This window comes from Azospirillum sp. TSH64 (assembly GCF_003116035.1).
GTDB lineage: Bacteria > Pseudomonadota > Alphaproteobacteria > Azospirillales > Azospirillaceae > Azospirillum.
On record NZ_LGQW01000015.1, the window covers coordinates 683,127 to 699,616 of the forward strand.

Genomic DNA, 16,490 nt, shown 5'->3' on the forward strand with positions numbered 1-16,490 from the left:
CCATGTCCCGGGCGCGAAGCCTCAAGAAGAACAGCCCGCAGCAGACGGCCGGCAAGGTCAAATGCGGTAAAAGCGGTGCTCCGGAGCGCAATCGACATGCGGTCCGCAGATCGGGCTCCGATGAATCCGGGATCGTAAACAGGGACACAGGCTCTAGAGGAGAATGACGATGCGCTCGGTGATGTGCGGGTTGATGGCGACGGCGGCCCTGTGGTGCGGCATGGCCGCGGTGCAGACGGCCCAGGCCCAGGAAAAGACGCTCTATGTCGCCGCCTATGGCGGGTCGTTCGAGCAGACCATGCGCAAGGACATCATCCCGGCCTTCGAGAAGGCGAACGGGGTGAAGATCGAGTATGTCGCCGGCAACTCCACCGACAACCTCGCCAAGCTGCAGGCCCAGAAGGGCAACCAGCAGATCGACGTCGTCATCCTCGACGACGGCCCGATGTACCAAGCGGTGGCGCTGAACTTCTGCGCCGACCTGGAGAAGGCGCCGGTCTACGACCAGCTCTACGATCTGGCGAAGATGCCGTCGGGCAAGGCGGTCAATTTCGGCGCGGTCGGCACCGGCATCCTCTACAACAAGGCCTATTTCGACGAGAACAAGATCCCGGCCCCGACCTCGTGGAAGGACATCGAGGATCCGCGCTTCAAGAAGAAGCTGGCGATCCCGCCGATCAACAACAGCTACGGCCTGCACGCGCTGGTGATGATGGCCCGCCTGAACGGCGGCGGCGAGACCAACATCGAGCCGGGATTCAAGGAGTTCAAGGACAAGATCAACCCGAACGTGCTGGCCTACGAGCCGTCGCCGGGCAAGATGACCGAGCTGTTCCAGAGCAACCAGGCCGTCATCGCCGTCTGGGGCTCGGGCCGCGCCAAGGCGCTGGCCGACACCGGCTTCCCCGCCACCTTCGTCTATCCCAAAGAAGGCGGCATCGTGCTGGGCTCCGCCGCCTGCCAGATCGCCGGCAGCAAGAATGCGCCCGAAGCGCAGAAGTTCATCCAGCACATGCTGGGCGTCGAGGCGCAGACCGCGCTCGCCGTCAGCGCCGGCTTCGGCCCGGTGAACAAGACGGTCGAGCTGCCCGCCGAGAAGCAGGCCGGCATCCCCTACGGTCCGGAGCAGGTCGGCAAGCTGCTGGTGGTGGATTGGGACACCATCAACAAGAACCGCGAGGTCTGGAACAAGCGCTGGACCCGCGAGATCGAGCGCTGATGTGAGGTTGCCCCGGGGCTGAGCTAATTCCCTCTCCCCCCTGGGGAGAGGGTTAGGGTGAGGGGGTCGCAAGGTAAGGATTCTTGAGAATCCACGCGGTGCACCCCCCTCACCCCGACCCTCTCCCCGGGGGGGAGAGGGGGATGATCGCCATCGGCGATTGCTGCAACGGGCGAAGGGAAAGGGAGACGACGGCATGGCTTATCTGGTTCTCGACCAACTGACCAAGCGCTTCGGAAACTGGACGGCGGTCGACAACGTCTCGCTGACCGTGGAGAAGGGCGAACTGATTTCGCTGCTGGGACCGTCGGGCTGCGGCAAGACCACCACCTTGCAGATGATCGCCGGCTTCCTCGACGCCGACGGTGGCCGGGTGATGCTGGACGGCCAGGATCTGCTGGCGAAGAAGCCGAACGAGCGCGGGCTCGGCATCGTCTTCCAGAGCTATGCCCTGTTCCCGCACATGACCGCCGCGGAGAACGTCGCCTTCGGGCTGGAGATGCGCAGGATCGCTCGCGCCGACCGCGACCGCATGGTCGCCGACGCGCTGAAGCTGGTCGGGCTGGAGCAGTATGGCGACCGCCACCCGCGCCGGATGTCGGGCGGCCAGCAGCAGCGCGTGGCCCTGGCCCGCGCGCTGGTGATCAAGCCGAGCCTGCTGCTGCTAGACGAGCCGCTGTCGAACCTGGACGCCAAGATGCGCGAGGAGATGCAGATCGAGCTGCGCCGCATCCAGCGCACCGTCGGCACCACCATGATCCTCGTCACCCACGACCAGTCGGAGGCGATGGCGCTGTCCGACCGCGTGGTGGTGATGAACAAGGGCCGCATCCAGCAGGTCGCCACCCCGCAGGAGGCCTACGACCACCCGGCCAACGCCTTCGTCGCCAATTTCCTCGGCCGCACCAACCTGCTGCCGGGCATGGTCGGCGGCGGGGCGGGCGGGACCGTCATCACGGTGGCCGACAGCGTCTGGCCGGTGGCGCAGCCGATGGCGGCGGGTCCGGGGGCGCTGGCCGTGCGGCCGGAAAAGATCGGCTTCGTCGATGCCGGCGGCCTCAGCGGCACCGTGCTGGCCCGTGTCTTCCAGGGCACGCAATGGCTGTTCGAGATCGAGACCGCCGCCGGCCGGCTGATGGTGATCCGCCAGCATGACGGCTCTCCCCTGCCGGCGGAGCGCGAGCGGGTGATGGTCGGCTGGCGGGCGGACGACATGGCGGTGATGCCTGCAGACCGGGAGGCGGCATGAGCATGGCGGCATCCACCGAAAGCCAAGTGCAGGCGACTGCCGCAAATCCCTCCACCCACGCACCGCCGCCGCGCCGGCCGCGCCGCTGGCCCTGGACGCCCTATCTGCTGAGCGCGCCGGGGCTGGCGCTGTTCGCGGTGCTGCTGCTGGTGCCGCTGGTCATGACCTTCCTGTTGTCGCTGAACAGCTTCAGCTTCTATGGCGGCATCGAGAATGTCTGGCAGATCGGCAACTATGCCGACATCATCGCCGACAGCTATTTCCACGAGGTGTTCCTGCGCACCTTCCGCATCGCCGCGGTGGTGACGCTGCTGTGCGCGCTGTTCGGCGCGCCGGAGGCCTACATCCTGCGCCGGATGAAGTCGCCCTGGCGGGGCCTGTGCCTGCTGATCGTGCTGGGGCCGCTGCTGATCTCGGTGGTGTCGCGCACGCTGGGCTGGGCGCTGCTGTTCGGCTCGACCGGGCTGGTCAACCAGGGGCTGATGGGGCTGGGGCTGATCGCGACGCCCATCGAGTTCATGTACACCGAGACCGGCGTCATCATCGCGCTGACCCATGTGCTGGTGCCCTTCATGGTGCTGTCGGTCTGGGCCTCGCTCCAGCGGCTCGACCCGCAGGTGGAGAATGCGGCGCTGTCGCTGGGCGCCGGGCCGCTGACGGTGATGCGCCGGGTGGTGCTGCCGCAGATCGTGCCGGGCATCCTGTCGGGCTCGATCATCGTCTTCGCGCTGGCGGCCAGCGCCTTCGCCACCCCGGCGATCATCGGCGGGCGGCGGCTGAAGGTGGCGGCGACGCTCGCCTATGACGAGTTCCTGAACACGCTGAACTGGCCCTTGGGCGCCACGGTGGCGGTGCTGCTGCTGATCGCCAACGTCGTCATCATCGTCGGCTGCAACCGGCTGGTCGAACGTCGCTACAAACAGGTGTTCGAATGAACCGCAACGGCCCGATCGCACTGATCTTCCATGTCCTGTTCCTGGGATTTCTGCTGGCGCCGATCCTGATCGTCTGCGCGGTGGCCTTCACCTCGCAGGGCTACCTGTCGCTGCCGACCGAGGGGCTGTCGCTGCGCTGGTTCCGCGCCATCGGCGACAATCCGGAATTCATCCGCGCCTTCAAGGACAGCCTGCTGCTGGGGGCGGTGTCGTCGACCCTGGCGATCCTGGTGGCGGTGCCGGCCGCACTCGCCATCGCGCGCCACCAGTTCTTCGGGCGCGAGGCGATCCAGGCGCTGTTCCTGTCGCCGCTGATGGTGCCGCACATCGTGCTCGGCATCGCCTTCCTGCGCTTCTTCACCATGATCGGGCTGGGCGGCACCTTCGCCGGGCTGGTGCTGAGTCATGTCATCATCATCCTGCCCTTCGCGCTGCGGCTGATCCTGGCGGCGTCCACCGGCATGGACCGGGCGGTGGAGAATGCCGCCGCCTCGCTGGGCGCATCGTCCTGGACCTGCTTCCGCCGGGTGACGCTGCCGCTGATCCTGCCGGGTGTCGCCAGCGGCTGGGTGCTGGCCTTCATCAACAGCTTCGACGAGGTGACGATGACGGTCTTCATCGCCTCGCCGGAGACCACCACCCTGCCCGTCCGCCTGTTCCTCTACATCCAGGACAACATCGACCCGCTGGTCGCGGCGGTGTCGGCGGTGCTGATCTTCCTGACAGTGGCCGCCATGCTGGTGCTCGACCGCGTCTATGGGCTGGAGCGGCTGCTGGTCGGCAAGGGCCGCGACTGACGGCGGCACCTCCTCCTCAAACTTTCCTCCCTGAACTGCCCCGCACCTGCCCGGTGCGGGGTATTTTTTTGGCCGCGCCACAGGAGCCGCCACGCCGATGGTTGAGAGCGCAAATGATTCGCCAGCGCCATTTTCTGTGTTGACCGCAGGGGGCATGCGGACGTACTTTTAACCAGCCGGTTAAAACATAGCGACCGCCACACTGGTCGCCCCGAGCCCGCCGGCCGGAGGAGACGCATGGAACCCCGCTCTCGCTCGGGCGCAGCATTGCGCCTGCTCAATTCCGACTGGGTCCGCCCCATCCTGCTGATGGTCATCCTGCTGGTTCTGTGGGATCTGTCGGTCCGGGTGTTCGGCGTCCCGGCCTATCTCGTGCCGAAGCCCGGCGACGTCGTGCTGGCGATGATCGACGAATGGCCGCGCCTGCTGGCCGAATCCGTCCCGACCTTCACGGCCACGCTCGGCGGCTTCGCGCTGTCGGTGCTGTTCGGCATTCCCATCGCGATGCTGATCGCCGGATCGCGCGTGGTCGAAGCCTATGTCTACCCGCTGCTGGTCTTCTCGCAGTCGATCCCCAAGGTCGCCATCGCACCGCTGTTCGTGGTGTGGTTCGGCTTCGGCCTGATGCCCAAGGTGATCGCCGCCTTCCTGCTGGGCTTCTTCCCGGTCGTGGTGTCGGCAGTGCAGGGCTTCAAGTCGGTCGACAACGAGATGATGGACCTCGCCCGCTCGATGAAGGCGTCGCGCCTCCAGACCTTCCAGATGGTCAGCCTGCCGCATGCGCTGCCGGCGATCTTCGCCGGGCTGAAGGTCTCGATCACGCTGGCCGTGGTGGGCGCGGTGGTCGGCGAATTCGTCGGCTCCAACTCCGGCATCGGCTTCGTCCTGCAACGCTCCATCGGCAATTTCGAGCTGCCCTTGATGTTCGCGGCGCTGACCGTGCTGGCGCTGATGGGCGTCGTGCTGTTCTGGGTCATCGACGTGGTCGAGCGCTTCTCCATTCCCTGGCACTCCAGCCAGCGCCACAAGGCCAATCTCGGCGCCTGACGGCACCTCGAAACATCCGTTCATCGACAAGAACCCCGACGCCGCGCAACGCAGGCCGACGGGGCGATCCACCACCCATGGGAGGACCAACGGTCGTGATGAAGAAAACCATCGTCGCAGCGCTCTGCGCCTTCGCCGCCTCCACCTTGCCGGCGCAGGCCGCCGACAAGGTGACGCTGATGCTGAACTGGTACGTCTATGGCGAGCACGCGCCCTTCTACTACGGCAAGGACAAGGGGCTCTATGAGGCCGAGGGCATCGACCTGGAAATCCAGGAAGGCCGCGGCTCGGCAGTGACGACGCAGCTGGTCGCCAGCAAGGGCGTCACCTTCGGCTATGTCGACGTGCCGACCATGATCAAGGCCGCCATGAAGGGCGCGCCGGTGACATCGCCGGGCGTGCTGCTGCAGACCAGCCCGATGTCGGCGATGGGCTTCACCGAGAAGAACATCCGCAAGCCGGAAGACATCAAGAACCGCATCGTCGCCATGACGCCGGGCGACAGCATGTCCCAGATCTGGCCGCTGTTCCTGAAGAAGACCGGCCTGAAGGAGCGTGACTTCGAGGTGGTGTCGGGCGACGCGCAGACCAAGCTGAACGCCGTCATCAACGGACAGGCCGACCTGCTGCTGGGCTATGTCATGGACCAGAGCATGAAGATCAAGGACGCCACCGGCAAGTCGGTGACGCCGATCCGCTTCGCCGATTACGGCGTCAACATGGTCTCGTCCGGCATCATCGCCAACACCGACATGTTGAAGAGCAACCCGGACCTCGTCCGCCGCTTCATGGCCGCCACCACCAAGGCGGTGGAAGAGGCGGAGAAGGCGCCGAAGGATGCCGCCGCGGCGATCCTGAAGGCCAACCCGAAGGGCGGCAAGCCAGACACGCTCCAGGAAGGCTTCGAGCTGACCATCCCGCTCTACCGCACCAAGGAGACGGAAAAGCTGCGGCCCTTCCAGGTCACCGACGCCAACATGAAGGAGACGGTCGATCTGCTGGTCGAGTATGGCGGGCTGGACGCGGCGGCCAAGGAGAATCCGAAGCGCTTCTACACCCGCGAGTTCCTGCCGCCCGACCCGGCCGCCGCCGCGGTGAACGCCGCCGCCAAGTGATCGCGAGCCAGACGTGACCGACCGGCCCACCGCACGGCCCACTGCCCAGCCCACTGCCCAGCCCACCGCAGGGAGCGACGAGGAGAGCATGGCACAGCCTCAGTTGAAACTGGTCGGCGAGGCGGCGACGCAGCGCCTGTCCGGCGAGCCGCTGATCCGCATCGACGGCGTGACCAAGACCTACCGCACCCGCGACGGCGAGGTGCCGTCGCTCCGCCCCATCACCTTCGACGTGCGGCCGGGCGAGTTCCTGGTGATCGTCGGTCCGTCGGGCTGCGGCAAGTCCACCCTGCTGAAGATGCTGGCCGGCCTGCTGCCGGTCAGCAGCGGGACCATCAAAATCGAAGGCGACACGGTCACCGAGCCGCACGACGACACCGGCATCGTCTTCCAGAGCCCGACGCTGCTGGCCTGGCGCTCGGTCCTGCGCAACATCATGCTGCCGGTGGAGATCCGCCGGCTGCCGCGGGAGCGCTATCTGGAGCGGGCCCACAAGCTGGTCGAGATGACCGGGCTGAAGGGGTTCGAGCAGAAATATCCCTGGCAGCTGTCGGGCGGCATGCAGCAGCGCGCCGCCCTGTGCCGGGCACTGGTGCACGACCCGAAGATCCTGCTGATGGACGAGCCGTTCGGCGCGCTCGACGCCATGACGCGGGAACGGATGAATGTCGAGCTGCAACGCATCCAGCATGAGACCGGCAAGACGGTGATCCTGATCACCCACTCCATCCCCGAGGCGGTGTTCCTGGCCGACCGGGTGATGGTGATGTCGGAGCGTCCCGGCACCATCGCCGCCACCTACGAGGTCCCGCTGCCGCGCCCGCGGACGCTGGACGTGATGGGCGACCCGGTGTTCATCCAGCTGACCCAGACCATCCGCAAGCATTTCGCGGCGCAGGGGCATCTGGACTAAGCACCGGGCGCCCCGCCGGCACCGCAAACCGGCACCGCAGAAACTGTGCGTCATCCCCGCGCAAGCGGGGATCGAGACAACTTCGCAGCCGACCCGCTACGCAGGCTGGGGTCCCGCATCCGCGGGGATGACGGCCGAAGACGTACCGAAAGACACTCGCCATGTCCGCCCACCCGGCCGCCCCCCGTCTCCAGATCCGCGCCATCGAGCTGTACGAGCGGCCCGTCCGTTTCGTGAAGCCGTTCCGCTTCGGCGCGGTGACGGTGGAGGCCGCCCCGCAATCCTTCGTCCGTGCCCTGGTCGCGGTCGAGGGGCAGGGGGAAGCCTGGGGGGCGACGGCCGAGATGATGATGCCGAAATGGTTCGACAAGCGCCCGGACCGCAGCCCGGCCCAGACGGTGGACGGCCTGCGCCGCTCGCTGGTCGAAGCACGCGACGCCTATCTGTCCGACGACCGGCTCGACACCGCCTTCGGCCATCACGCCGCCTACCGCCCGGCGCTGGAGCCGAAGCTGGCCGCCGCCTTCGGGCCGGCGCAGATCGACAAGGCGGTGCTGGACGGGCTGTTGCGGGTGCTGAACCTGAATGCCTTCGACGGGCTGGGCGGCAATGTCGCCGGGCTGGATGCACGGCTGGCACCCGACCTCGCCGGCTTCGATCTGGACGGGTTCCTGCGTGGGCTGTCCCCGCTCGACGAGGTCGAGCTGCGGCACACGGTTGGGCTGGTCGACAAGGCTGACGACCTGCGCGCCCTGCTGGAGCGCACGCCGCTGCGCTGGTTCAAGATCAAGCTGGGCGGCGATGCCGCCGCCGACGCCGAGCGGCTGGCGGAACTGGCCGCCGTGCTGGAAAGCGCCGCCCCCGGCTACCGCGCCACGCTGGACGGCAACGAGCAGTATCGCGACGCCGCCCATGTCGCCGAGCTGCTTGACCGCATCGACGCCTCTCCGGCGCTGGCCGGCTTCCGCAAGGCGCTCGCCTATCTGGAGCAGCCGATCGCGCGGGAGGCGGCGCTCGCCCGGCCGCTGGGCGCGGTGGCGGAGCGGGTGCCGGTGATCATCGACGAGTCCGACGACGGCTATGACGCCTTCCCGCGCGCCCGCGCGATGGGCTATCGCGGCGTGTCGTCGAAATCCTGCAAGGGCCTCTACAAGGCGATGCTCAACCGCGCCCGCTGCGCGGCGTGGGGGCCGCCGCACTTCATCTCCGCCGAGGATCTGACCTGCCAGGCCGGGCTGTCGGTGCAGCAGGACACCGCGCTCGTCGCCTTCCTCGGCATCCCGCATGCCGAGCGCAACGGGCACCAGTATGGCGAGGGCTTCGGCAGCGCCGCCGAGGCCGACGCCTTCCTCAAAGCCCATCCCGGTTTCTACGACCGCCGCGCCGACGGCACCGTCAGGCTCGCCACCGGCTCCGGCCGGCTGCCGACCGTCCCGCTGCGCGGTCCCGGTTTCGCCTCTTCAGCGGGGCCCGACCGGGCCACGCTTTCCCCCCTTTCAAACCCGACATCAGCGTTTTCCGAAGGAGTCCTCCCATGAGCACCAAGCGCCTTGGCCTCATCATGCACGGTGTCACCGGGCGGATGGGCATGAACCAGCACCTGATCCGCTCGATCCTGGCGATTCGCGCCCAGGGCGGCGTCACCCTGTCGGACGGCTCGCGCGTCATGCCCGACCCGATCATCGTCGGCCGCAATGCCGAGAAGATGCAGGAGCTGGCCCGCCGCCACGGCATCGAGCGCTGGAGCGACAACATCGACGCAGCGCTGGAAAACCCGGACGACGTGATCTTCTTTGACGCCGGCACCACCCAGATGCGCCCGACGCTGCTGGAGAAGGCGATCCGCGCCGGCAAGCATGTCTATTGCGAGAAGCCCATCGCCACCAACCTGGACGAGGCGCTGCGCGTCGTCCGGCTGGCCGCCGAGGCCGGGGTGAAGAACGGCACGGTGCAGGACAAGCTGTTCCTGCCGGGCCTGGAGAAGCTGCGCATGCTGCGCGACAGCGGCTTCTTCGGCCGCATGCTGTCGGTGCGCGGCGAGTTCGGCTACTGGGTGTTCGAGGGCGACTGGCAGGCGGCGCAGCGTCCCTCGTGGAACTACCGCGAGGAGGATGGCGGCGGCATCATCCTCGACATGATCTGCCACTGGCGCTATGTGCTCGACAATCTGTTCGGCACGGTGAAGAGCATCTCCTGCCTGGGCGCCACCCACATTCCGGAGCGCTGGGACGAGAAGGGCAAGCCCTACAAGGCGACCGCCGACGACGCCGCCTATGCGATGTTCGAGCTTGAGGGCGGTGTGATCGCCACCATCAACTCGTCCTGGTGCACCCGCGTCTACCGCGACGATCTGGTGACCTTCCATGTCGACGGCACCAACGGCTCGGCGGTCGCCGGATTGACCGACTGCGTGATCCAGCCACGCCAGGGCACGCCGCGCCCGGTGTGGAACCCCGACCAGAAGCAGACCATCGACTTCTACGACACCTGGCAGCCGGTGCCCGACAACGCCGTGTTCGACAACGGCTTCAAGGTGCAGTGGGAGTCCTTCATCCGCCATGTGGTCGAGGACACCCCCTACAATCACGGCCTGATCGAGGGCGCCAAGGGCGTCCAGCTGGTGGAGTGCGCCATGCAGAGCTGGCGCGAACGCCGCTGGGTCGACGTGCCGGCCATCGAGGGCTGAGGCGTTCGCCGGGGAGGGGTGCGGACCGCCCCCTCCCCCACCCCTCCCCCGGCCCCTCCGCTGCGACTTATCCCAGGAATACCGCCCATGCCGACCATCCGCCTCCCCCGCGCCGACCGCAGCATCGAAAGCTACACGCTGGCCCCGCCGCGCGGCTTTCCCGCCCGCACCGAGCGGCCGCTGACCCGCATCGCCTTCGCCGCCGCCCATATGGTCGCCGACCCGCTGGCCGAGTGCGATCCCTGGCTGGCCCCGGCCATCGACTGGGAGCGCAGCATCGCCTTCCGCGAGCATCTGTGGGACCTCGGGCTCGGCGTCGCCGAGGCGATGGACACGGCGCAACGCGGCATGGGGCTGGACTGGCCGACCTCGCTGGAGCTGATCCGGCGGTCGCAGTCGGCGGCCAAGGCGCGCGGCGGGGTGATCGCCTGCGGTGCCGGCACCGACCATCTGCCGCCGGAGAACGCCCGCAGCGTCGACGACGTCATCCGCGCCTATGAGGAGCAGATCGAGGCCATCGAAGCGCTGGACGGCCGCATCATCCTGATGGCGTCGCGCGCGCTGGCCCGCGTCGCCAAGGGGCCGGAGGATTACGTCCGCGTCTATGGCCGCATCCTGTCGCAGGTGAAACAGCCGGTGATCCTGCACTGGCTGGGCGACATGTTCGACCCGGCGCTGGCCGGCTATTGGGGCACGGCCGACGTCGACGCGGCGATGGACACCGCGCTGTCGATCATCGGCGACTATGCACCGAAGGTGGACGGCATCAAGATCTCGCTGCTCGACAAGGACAAGGAGATCGTCATGCGCCGCCGCCTGCCGGAGGGCGTTCGCATGTACACCGGCGACGACTTCAATTACGCCGAGCTGATCGCCGGCGACGGGCAGCAGCATTCCGACGCGCTGCTCGGCATCTTCGATGCCATCGCGCCGGCCGCCGCGGCGGCGCTGGCCCATCTGGCAGACGGCGACGAGGCGGGGTTCCACGACATCCTGGCGCCGACCGTGCCGCTGTCGCGCCACATCTTCAAGGCGCCGACCCGCTTCTACAAGACCGGCGTCGTCTTCATGGCCTATCTGAACGGCCATCAGGACCATTTCACCATGGTCGGCGGGCAGGAGAGCACCCGCTCCACCCTGCATCTGGCCGAGCTGTTCCGGCTGGCCGACAAGGCCGGGCTGCTGTCCGATCCGGACCGCGCCGCCCAGCGGATGGCGGCGGTGCTGGCGGTGCGGGGGATTTCGTGATGCGGGATTTCTCCACGGACCATCGCTGGCTGTCGATCAACACGGCCACGGTGCGCAAGCAGGGCAATCTCGTCGAGATCCTCGACGCCTGCGCCCGCCGCGGCATCCGCGGCGTGGCGCCCTGGCGCGATCAGGTGGCGGCGGTCGGGCTCGACGCCGCGGTGCAGGCGGTGCGCAGCGGCGAGCTGGCGCTGTCCGGCTATTGCCGCGGCGGCATGTTCCCGGCCGACCCGTCCAAGGCGGCGGAGGTGCGCGACGACAACCGCCGCGCGGTGGACGAGGCGGCAGCACTGGGGGCCGCCTGCCTCGTGCTGGTGGTCGGCGGGCTGCCACAATTCTCCCGCCCCGGATCGCCGGCCAGCAAGGACATCGCACTCGCCCGCTCGCAGGTGGAGGACGGCATCGCCGAGCTGCTGGACTATGCCCGCAAGGCCGGCATGCCGCTGGCCATCGAGCCGCTGCACCCGATGTATGCCGCCGACCGCGCCTGCGTGAACACGATGGCCCATGCGCTCGACCTCTGCGACCGGCTGGATCCGGAGAAATCCGGGGCGCTGGGGGTGGCGGTCGACGTCTATCACGTCTGGTGGGACCCGGATCTGGAGGCGCAGATCCGCCGAGCCGGCAAGGAACGGCTGATGGCCTTCCATGTCTGCGACTGGCTGGTGCCGACCAGCGACCTGCTGCTCGACCGCGGCATGATGGGCGACGGCGTCATCGACATCCCGCGCATCCGCGGCTGGGTCGAGGAGTGCGGCTTCGCCGGCTATTCGGAGGTGGAGATCTTCTCGCAGAACACCTGGTGGGAAAAGCCGATGGGCGAGGTGCTGGACACCTGCATCGAGCGGCACCGCAGCGCGGTTTGAAATCGCTGGCGGACGCTTCTACCATGGGGGAGAACCAGCCCCCTCCCCCGGACCGCAGGAGCCGGCTTCCCGCATGGACAGCCTGACCGACACCCCCGACCCGGCGCCGTCCGCCCCCGCACCCGCCAGAGGTGCTGCGGCGCCAGCAAAGGTGACCCGCGACCCGGAAGGGACGCGGGCCCGCATCATGGCCGCCGCGACGGAGGAGTTCGCCCGCTACGGGCTGGGCGGCGCCCGCGTCGACCGCATCGCCGAGCAGGCCGGCACCAACAAGCGCATGCTCTATTACCATGTCGGCAACAAGGAAGAGCTGTATCTGGCGGTGCTTGAGGATGCCTATGCCCACATCCGCGACACCGAGCGCACGCTGAACCTCGACAAGCTGGCCCCGCCCGAGGCCATCGCGCGGCTGATCGGCTTCACCTGGCAGTATTTCATCGACCATCCCGAATTCATGGCCCTGCTGAACATCGAGAACCTGCACCGGGCCGAGCTGCTGAAGACGTCGGGGCAGGTGCAGTCGATGCATTCCCCCTTCGTGCAGATGATCGGCGACGTGCTGGCGCGCGGGGTGAAGCAGGGGGTGTTCCGCGCCGGGGTCGATGCGGTGCAGCTCTACATCTCCATCGCCGGGCTGTCCTACTTCTACCTGTCCAACGTCCACACTTTGTCGGTCATCTTCGGCCGCGACCTGCTGGCAGACCCGGCGAAGGACGAACGGCTGGACCATATGGTGGAGCTGGTGCTGAAGTCGCTGCGGCCGTGAGGGGGTGAGAGGAGTGGTCGGAGTCTGACCACTTCTACTGTTTCGGGGCCGGGCGCAGCAGGGCGATCAGCAGCAGGCCGCCGACGATGAACCAGGCGATGACGACGAAACCGTCGATGTAGGCCAGCACATAGGCCTGCTTGCGCACCGCCGCCGCCAGCAGCGACAGGGCGCGGTCGCTCGCCTCCTCAGGCCCGGTGGAGCGGGCGGCGAGCCGCGCCATGCCGCCGGCCAGCCGGTGGACGGTGTCGGTGCCGCCGGCCACCACGTCGGACACCAAACGGAAGCTGTGGAACTGCTCGCGCACGCGGACGAAGGTCTGCATGAAGGCGGCCCCCAGCTCGCCGCCCAGCAGGCGCGAGGTCTGCAACAGCGCCCCCAGCGCCAGGATGTGGGCCTGGGACAGGTTCTTGATGTTGAAGTAGATCAGCGAGGTCATGGCGAAGGACTGGCCGAAGGCCTGCAACATCTGCGACGGCAGGAAATCGGCGCCGACCCAATCGGCCGTCAGGTGCGAGGCGAGCCAGCAGGCAAGTCCCACCGCGGCGAAGCCCGCCGCCATCACCACCCGCGGATCGGCATGGCGCAGCAGCGTGCCGACCAGCGGCGCCAGCAGGAACTGCGGCAAGGCGATCAGCAGCAGCGTGTCCCCGACCTCCAGCGCGCGGTAATTGTTCACGGTGATCATGAACTGGGGCACCAGATAGGCGGTCGACAGCATGACCAGCCGCAGCAGCACCAGCAGCAGGCACAGAAGCGGGATGTTGCCGCGGAAGAGCGCGCTGAAGGTGATCCAGGGCTTGGGGCAGGTCAGCTCCTGCACGACGAAGGCGCCGACCAGCAGGCCGCCGGAGAGGAAGAGGCCGGTGATGAGGCCGGAGTTGAACCAGTCCAGCCGGTTGCCCTGGTCCAGCCCGGCATAGAGCAGGGCGAAGCCGAGGCTGGCATAGGCGATGCCCCACCAGTCGCCGTCCTTCAGCAGGTCGCGGCGCACCGGCTCGGCCGGCATGCCGAAATGGACGCACAGCGCCATCAGCGGCGCCAGCAGGGCGGTGTCCCAGAACAGCCAGCGCCAGTCGAGATGCTCGATCACCCAGCCTTCGACCGAGGCGGCGAAGTTCAGCGACAGCTCGACGTTCATCGCGTAGACGGCGATGCCGTAGACGACATAGCGCGGCGGCAGGTTGCGGACGATGAAGCCGATGGTCAGCGGGATGAAGGTGCCCGACGACAGGCCGGCCAGCAGCTGGAAGGTCAGCACCCCGGTCAGCGTGCCGGTCAGCGGCAGGGCCAGCATCGCCAGCCCGTAGGTGAGGGAGGAGACCAGCAGCACCCGGCGCGGCCCGAACACCACGCCGAGGAAGGCGGCGGCCGGGGCGACCAGCATCTGCGCCACCGTGTAGGCGGTGGTGATCCAGGCGCCTTCGTCGAAGCCGATGCCGATGGCGCCGCGGATGTCGGCCAGCCCGAAGGTGGTGATGCGCGAGGTCAGGGTGGAGATCAGCGCCCCCAGCATGACGCCGAGCAGCCCGACGATGGGATGGTGGGTCAGGATCGGCTGGGCCGGGCGCAGCAGGATGCGGGACAGCCGCCCGCCGGCCAGACCGACGCTCAAGATTTGCCCTCCTGGCCGCTCTCCCGAACCTCTCCATCCGTATCGATGGTGACGACGACGGACATGCCGGGGCGCAACCGGTCCTGCAAGGGATGGGGGCTGTCGAGGACGATCTTCACCGGAATGCGCTGGACGATCTTGGTGAAGTTGCCGGTGGCGTTGTCGGGGGGTAGCAGGGCGAACTGGCTGCCGCTGGCCGGCGACTGGGCGGCAACCCGGCCGGTCAGCGTCACGTCGGGAAAGCTGTCGATGCGGACGGTCGCCGGCAGGCCGGACCGGATCCGCGTCATCTGGGTTTCCTTGTAGTTGGCGATCACCCACACCGCCGGCAGCGGCACCAGCGTGACGATCTGGCTGCCCTGCCCGACATACTGGCCGGGGCGGACCTGCCGCTGGCCCACCATGCCGTCGGCCGGGGCGCGGATCGTCGTGCGGTCGAGCGTGATGCGGGCGAGGTCGAGATCGGCCTGCCGTTGCAGCCGGGTGGCCCTGGCTTGGCGCACCTGCACGTCGATGCCGTCGAACGCCGCCTTCTGCTGGTCGACCTGGGCCTGGCCCGCCTCCAGCGCCGCCTGGGCGCGGCGGGAGGTCGCCTGCGCCTGTTGCAGCGCCTGGAGCGTGCCGGCGACGCCCTGCTCGGTCAGGGAGCGCTGCCGCGCCTCCTCCAGCCGCGCCCGCCACGCCTCGGCCTCCAGCCCATGGACGTTCGCCTCGGCCTGATCGACCAGGGCGCGCTGGGTGCGTTTCTGGATGTCGAGCTGGGCGATGGCGGCGTCGGCGGCCTCAAGTGCGGCGTCGGCCTGCTGGACGCGGGCGCGGTAATCGTCGTCGACGATCATCGCCACCGGGTCGCCGGCCTTCACCTGCTGGAAGTCGCCGACCGGCATGTCGCGGACGACGCCCGCCACCTGGGCCGACAGCGGGGTGATGTCGGCCTGGAGATAGGCGTCGGTGGTGGTCTGGCGCGCGGCGGAGCCGAGCCAGCGGTCCCAGCGCGTGGCGAAGGCCACCAGCAGGACCGCCGCCAGCCCCAGCACCGCCAGCCGCACCAGCCAGGGACTCCAGGCAACCGGCGGGGCCGGCGGGGGAGAGGCCGGAGGCGGTTGCTGGACCGCTTGCAGGCCCACGGGCTGGGGTGGCGCTGCGGCATCGCTCATGCGGGGCTCTCCATCGGAATCGGCCTGTCGAGACGGTCGACCCTACGCGATGGCCCGCGGAAAAGCGCCTTGCACCAAGGTGTAGCTCCGCTTGGGCTCCGTCAGGACAGGACGATGCCGCCGTCGACGTTCAGCGTCTGGCCGGTGACGAAGGCGCTGTCGTCGGAGCAGAAGAAGGCCACCGGACCGGCGACATCCTCCGGCGCGCCGATGCGGGCCATGGCGGTCTTGGCCTTCCAGCCGTCGCGGATCGCCGGATCGTCGAGGTTCACCCGGCCCATGTCGGTCAGGATGATGCCGGGGCACACACAGTTGGCGGTGATGCCGAGCGGCCCGACCTCCTGCGCCAGCACGCGGGTGAAGCCCATCACCGCGGCCTTCGACGCCGAGTAATGCGCCTGCTCCGGCGCGCCGTGCTTGCCGCCGATGGAGGCGATGTTGCAGATGCGGCCATAGCCCTGCGCCTTCATCAGCGGCAACACCGCCTGGGTGACGAGGAAGGTGCCCTTGGCATTCACGTCCATCACCTGATCCCAGGCGGTTTCCGGGCAGTCCTCCACGGTGGCGGCGATCAGGATGCCGGCATTGTTGACCAGCGCATGGATGGTGCCGAGTTCGGCCACGGCGCGCTCGATCATCGCCTGCACCTCGTCCTTCGCCGACACGTCGGCGTGCAGCTCGACCACCCGGACGCCTTGCGCCCGCGCCTCCCCCGCCGTCTCGGCCAGCGCGCCGGCCTGCCGGGCGATGTCGTTCAGCGCGAGGTCGAAGCCGCGCGCCGCCAGTCCGAGAGCGATGGCGCGGCCGATGCCGCGGCTGGCGCCGGTGACCAGCGCGATCTTTCCGTGTGCCTTGTGGCCCTGTGCCATATCGTTTT

The 16,490-nt window shown here is 68.4% G+C and carries 15 protein-coding genes; 12 read left to right on the top strand and 3 right to left on the bottom strand.

The window, feature by feature from the left end; translation table 11 throughout:
* Window positions 1-169: 169 nt before the first annotated feature.
* The 12 genes from TSH64_RS04530 to TSH64_RS04585 all read left to right on the top strand — a co-directional run bounded on the left by TSH64_RS04530 (window position 170) and on the right by TSH64_RS04585 (window position 12,841).
* Window positions 170-1,219 (top strand): ABC transporter substrate-binding protein, encoded by a 1,050-nt coding sequence (locus TSH64_RS04530; RefSeq protein WP_109095745.1) that lies wholly within the window; start codon window positions 170-172, stop codon window positions 1,217-1,219.
* A 196-nt stretch (window positions 1,220-1,415) separates the two neighbouring features.
* On the top strand, window positions 1,416-2,468 hold the full coding sequence (locus TSH64_RS04535; RefSeq protein WP_109095746.1) for an ABC transporter ATP-binding protein: 1,053 nt from the start codon (window positions 1,416-1,418) through the stop codon (window positions 2,466-2,468).
* Window positions 2,465-3,403: an ABC transporter permease gene (locus TSH64_RS04540; RefSeq protein WP_109095747.1), complete on the top strand. Its 939-nt coding sequence runs from the start codon at window positions 2,465-2,467 to the stop codon at window positions 3,401-3,403. Before TSH64_RS04535 ends, TSH64_RS04540 begins: the two co-directional genes overlap by 4 nt.
* Window positions 3,400-4,200 (top strand): ABC transporter permease, encoded by an 801-nt coding sequence (locus TSH64_RS04545; protein ID WP_109049671.1) that lies wholly within the window; start codon window positions 3,400-3,402, stop codon window positions 4,198-4,200. The genes TSH64_RS04540 and TSH64_RS04545 overlap by 4 nt, the downstream gene beginning before the upstream one ends.
* 237 nt (window positions 4,201-4,437) lie before the next feature.
* The gene (locus TSH64_RS04550; protein ID WP_098736847.1) at window positions 4,438-5,247 is read left to right on the top strand and encodes an ABC transporter permease; all 810 of its coding nucleotides are present in this window, start codon (window positions 4,438-4,440) and stop codon (window positions 5,245-5,247) included.
* Window positions 5,248-5,345: 98 nt separating this feature from the next.
* A complete protein-coding gene (locus tag TSH64_RS04555; RefSeq protein WP_109095748.1) occupies window positions 5,346-6,362 on the top strand; it encodes an ABC transporter substrate-binding protein in 1,017 nt (338 codons plus the stop codon).
* Window positions 6,363-6,450: 88 nt separating this feature from the next.
* The gene (locus TSH64_RS04560; protein ID WP_109095749.1) at window positions 6,451-7,275 is read left to right on the top strand and encodes an ABC transporter ATP-binding protein; all 825 of its coding nucleotides are present in this window, start codon (window positions 6,451-6,453) and stop codon (window positions 7,273-7,275) included.
* A 161-nt stretch (window positions 7,276-7,436) separates the two neighbouring features.
* Window positions 7,437-8,813 (top strand): enolase C-terminal domain-like protein, encoded by a 1,377-nt coding sequence (locus tag TSH64_RS04565; RefSeq protein WP_109095750.1) that lies wholly within the window; start codon window positions 7,437-7,439, stop codon window positions 8,811-8,813.
* Window positions 8,810-9,961: a Gfo/Idh/MocA family oxidoreductase gene (locus TSH64_RS04570; protein ID WP_109095751.1), complete on the top strand. Its 1,152-nt coding sequence runs from the start codon at window positions 8,810-8,812 to the stop codon at window positions 9,959-9,961. The genes TSH64_RS04565 and TSH64_RS04570 overlap by 4 nt, the downstream gene beginning before the upstream one ends.
* Before the next feature lie 87 nt (window positions 9,962-10,048).
* On the top strand, window positions 10,049-11,209 hold the full coding sequence (locus TSH64_RS04575; protein ID WP_109095752.1) for a dihydrodipicolinate synthase family protein: 1,161 nt from the start codon (window positions 10,049-10,051) through the stop codon (window positions 11,207-11,209).
* Window positions 11,209-12,075, top strand: coding sequence for a sugar phosphate isomerase/epimerase family protein (locus TSH64_RS04580; protein ID WP_109095753.1), 867 nt, complete (start codon window positions 11,209-11,211; stop codon window positions 12,073-12,075). The genes TSH64_RS04575 and TSH64_RS04580 overlap by 1 nt, the downstream gene beginning before the upstream one ends.
* 73 nt (window positions 12,076-12,148) lie before the next feature.
* Window positions 12,149-12,841 carry a TetR family transcriptional regulator gene (locus TSH64_RS04585; protein WP_109095754.1) on the top strand — a complete coding sequence of 231 codons (693 nt, stop codon included), beginning with the start codon at window positions 12,149-12,151 and terminating at the stop codon, window positions 12,839-12,841.
* A 34-nt stretch (window positions 12,842-12,875) separates the two neighbouring features.
* Here the strand turns inward: TSH64_RS04585 and TSH64_RS04590 are convergent, their stop codons facing one another.
* From TSH64_RS04590 to TSH64_RS04600, 3 genes are all read right to left on the bottom strand, one after another.
* Entirely contained in the window at window positions 12,876-14,456 is a 1,581-nt protein-coding gene (locus TSH64_RS04590) for an MFS transporter (RefSeq protein ID WP_109095755.1), read from the bottom strand.
* A complete protein-coding gene (locus TSH64_RS04595; RefSeq protein ID WP_109095756.1) occupies window positions 14,453-15,613 on the bottom strand; it encodes an HlyD family secretion protein in 1,161 nt (386 codons plus the stop codon). The genes TSH64_RS04590 and TSH64_RS04595 overlap by 4 nt, the downstream gene beginning before the upstream one ends.
* A gap of 101 nt (window positions 15,614-15,714) precedes the next feature.
* Window positions 15,715-16,482, bottom strand: a complete 768-nt coding sequence (locus TSH64_RS04600; RefSeq protein ID WP_109095757.1) for an SDR family NAD(P)-dependent oxidoreductase — start codon at window positions 16,480-16,482, stop codon at window positions 15,715-15,717.
* Window positions 16,483-16,490 lie beyond the last annotated feature (8 nt).

Bases quoted from the DNA above. Each gene is read 5' to 3' on its own strand.
- TSH64_RS04535 (WP_109095746.1), top strand. From the start codon at position 1,416: ATGGCTTATCTGGTTCTCGACCAACTGACCAAGCGCTTCGGAAACTGG.
- TSH64_RS04565 (WP_109095750.1), top strand. From the start codon at position 7,437: ATGTCCGCCCACCCGGCCGCCCCCCGTCTCCAGATCCGCGCCATCGAG.
- TSH64_RS04600 (WP_109095757.1), bottom strand. From the start codon at position 16,482: ATGGCACAGGGCCACAAGGCACACGGAAAGATCGCGCTGGTCACCGGC.
- TSH64_RS04540 (WP_109095747.1), top strand. From the start codon at position 2,465: ATGAGCATGGCGGCATCCACCGAAAGCCAAGTGCAGGCGACTGCCGCA.
- TSH64_RS04555 (WP_109095748.1), top strand. From the start codon at position 5,346: ATGAAGAAAACCATCGTCGCAGCGCTCTGCGCCTTCGCCGCCTCCACC.
- TSH64_RS04575 (WP_109095752.1), top strand. From the start codon at position 10,049: ATGCCGACCATCCGCCTCCCCCGCGCCGACCGCAGCATCGAAAGCTAC.
- TSH64_RS04550 (WP_098736847.1), top strand. From the start codon at position 4,438: ATGGAACCCCGCTCTCGCTCGGGCGCAGCATTGCGCCTGCTCAATTCC.
- TSH64_RS04545 (WP_109049671.1), top strand. From the start codon at position 3,400: ATGAACCGCAACGGCCCGATCGCACTGATCTTCCATGTCCTGTTCCTG.
- TSH64_RS04530 (WP_109095745.1), top strand. From the start codon at position 170: ATGCGCTCGGTGATGTGCGGGTTGATGGCGACGGCGGCCCTGTGGTGC.
- TSH64_RS04585 (WP_109095754.1), top strand. From the start codon at position 12,149: ATGGACAGCCTGACCGACACCCCCGACCCGGCGCCGTCCGCCCCCGCA.
- TSH64_RS04580 (WP_109095753.1), top strand. From the start codon at position 11,209: ATGCGGGATTTCTCCACGGACCATCGCTGGCTGTCGATCAACACGGCC.
- TSH64_RS04595 (WP_109095756.1), bottom strand. From the start codon at position 15,613: ATGAGCGATGCCGCAGCGCCACCCCAGCCCGTGGGCCTGCAAGCGGTC.
- TSH64_RS04570 (WP_109095751.1), top strand. From the start codon at position 8,810: ATGAGCACCAAGCGCCTTGGCCTCATCATGCACGGTGTCACCGGGCGG.
- TSH64_RS04560 (WP_109095749.1), top strand. From the start codon at position 6,451: ATGGCACAGCCTCAGTTGAAACTGGTCGGCGAGGCGGCGACGCAGCGC.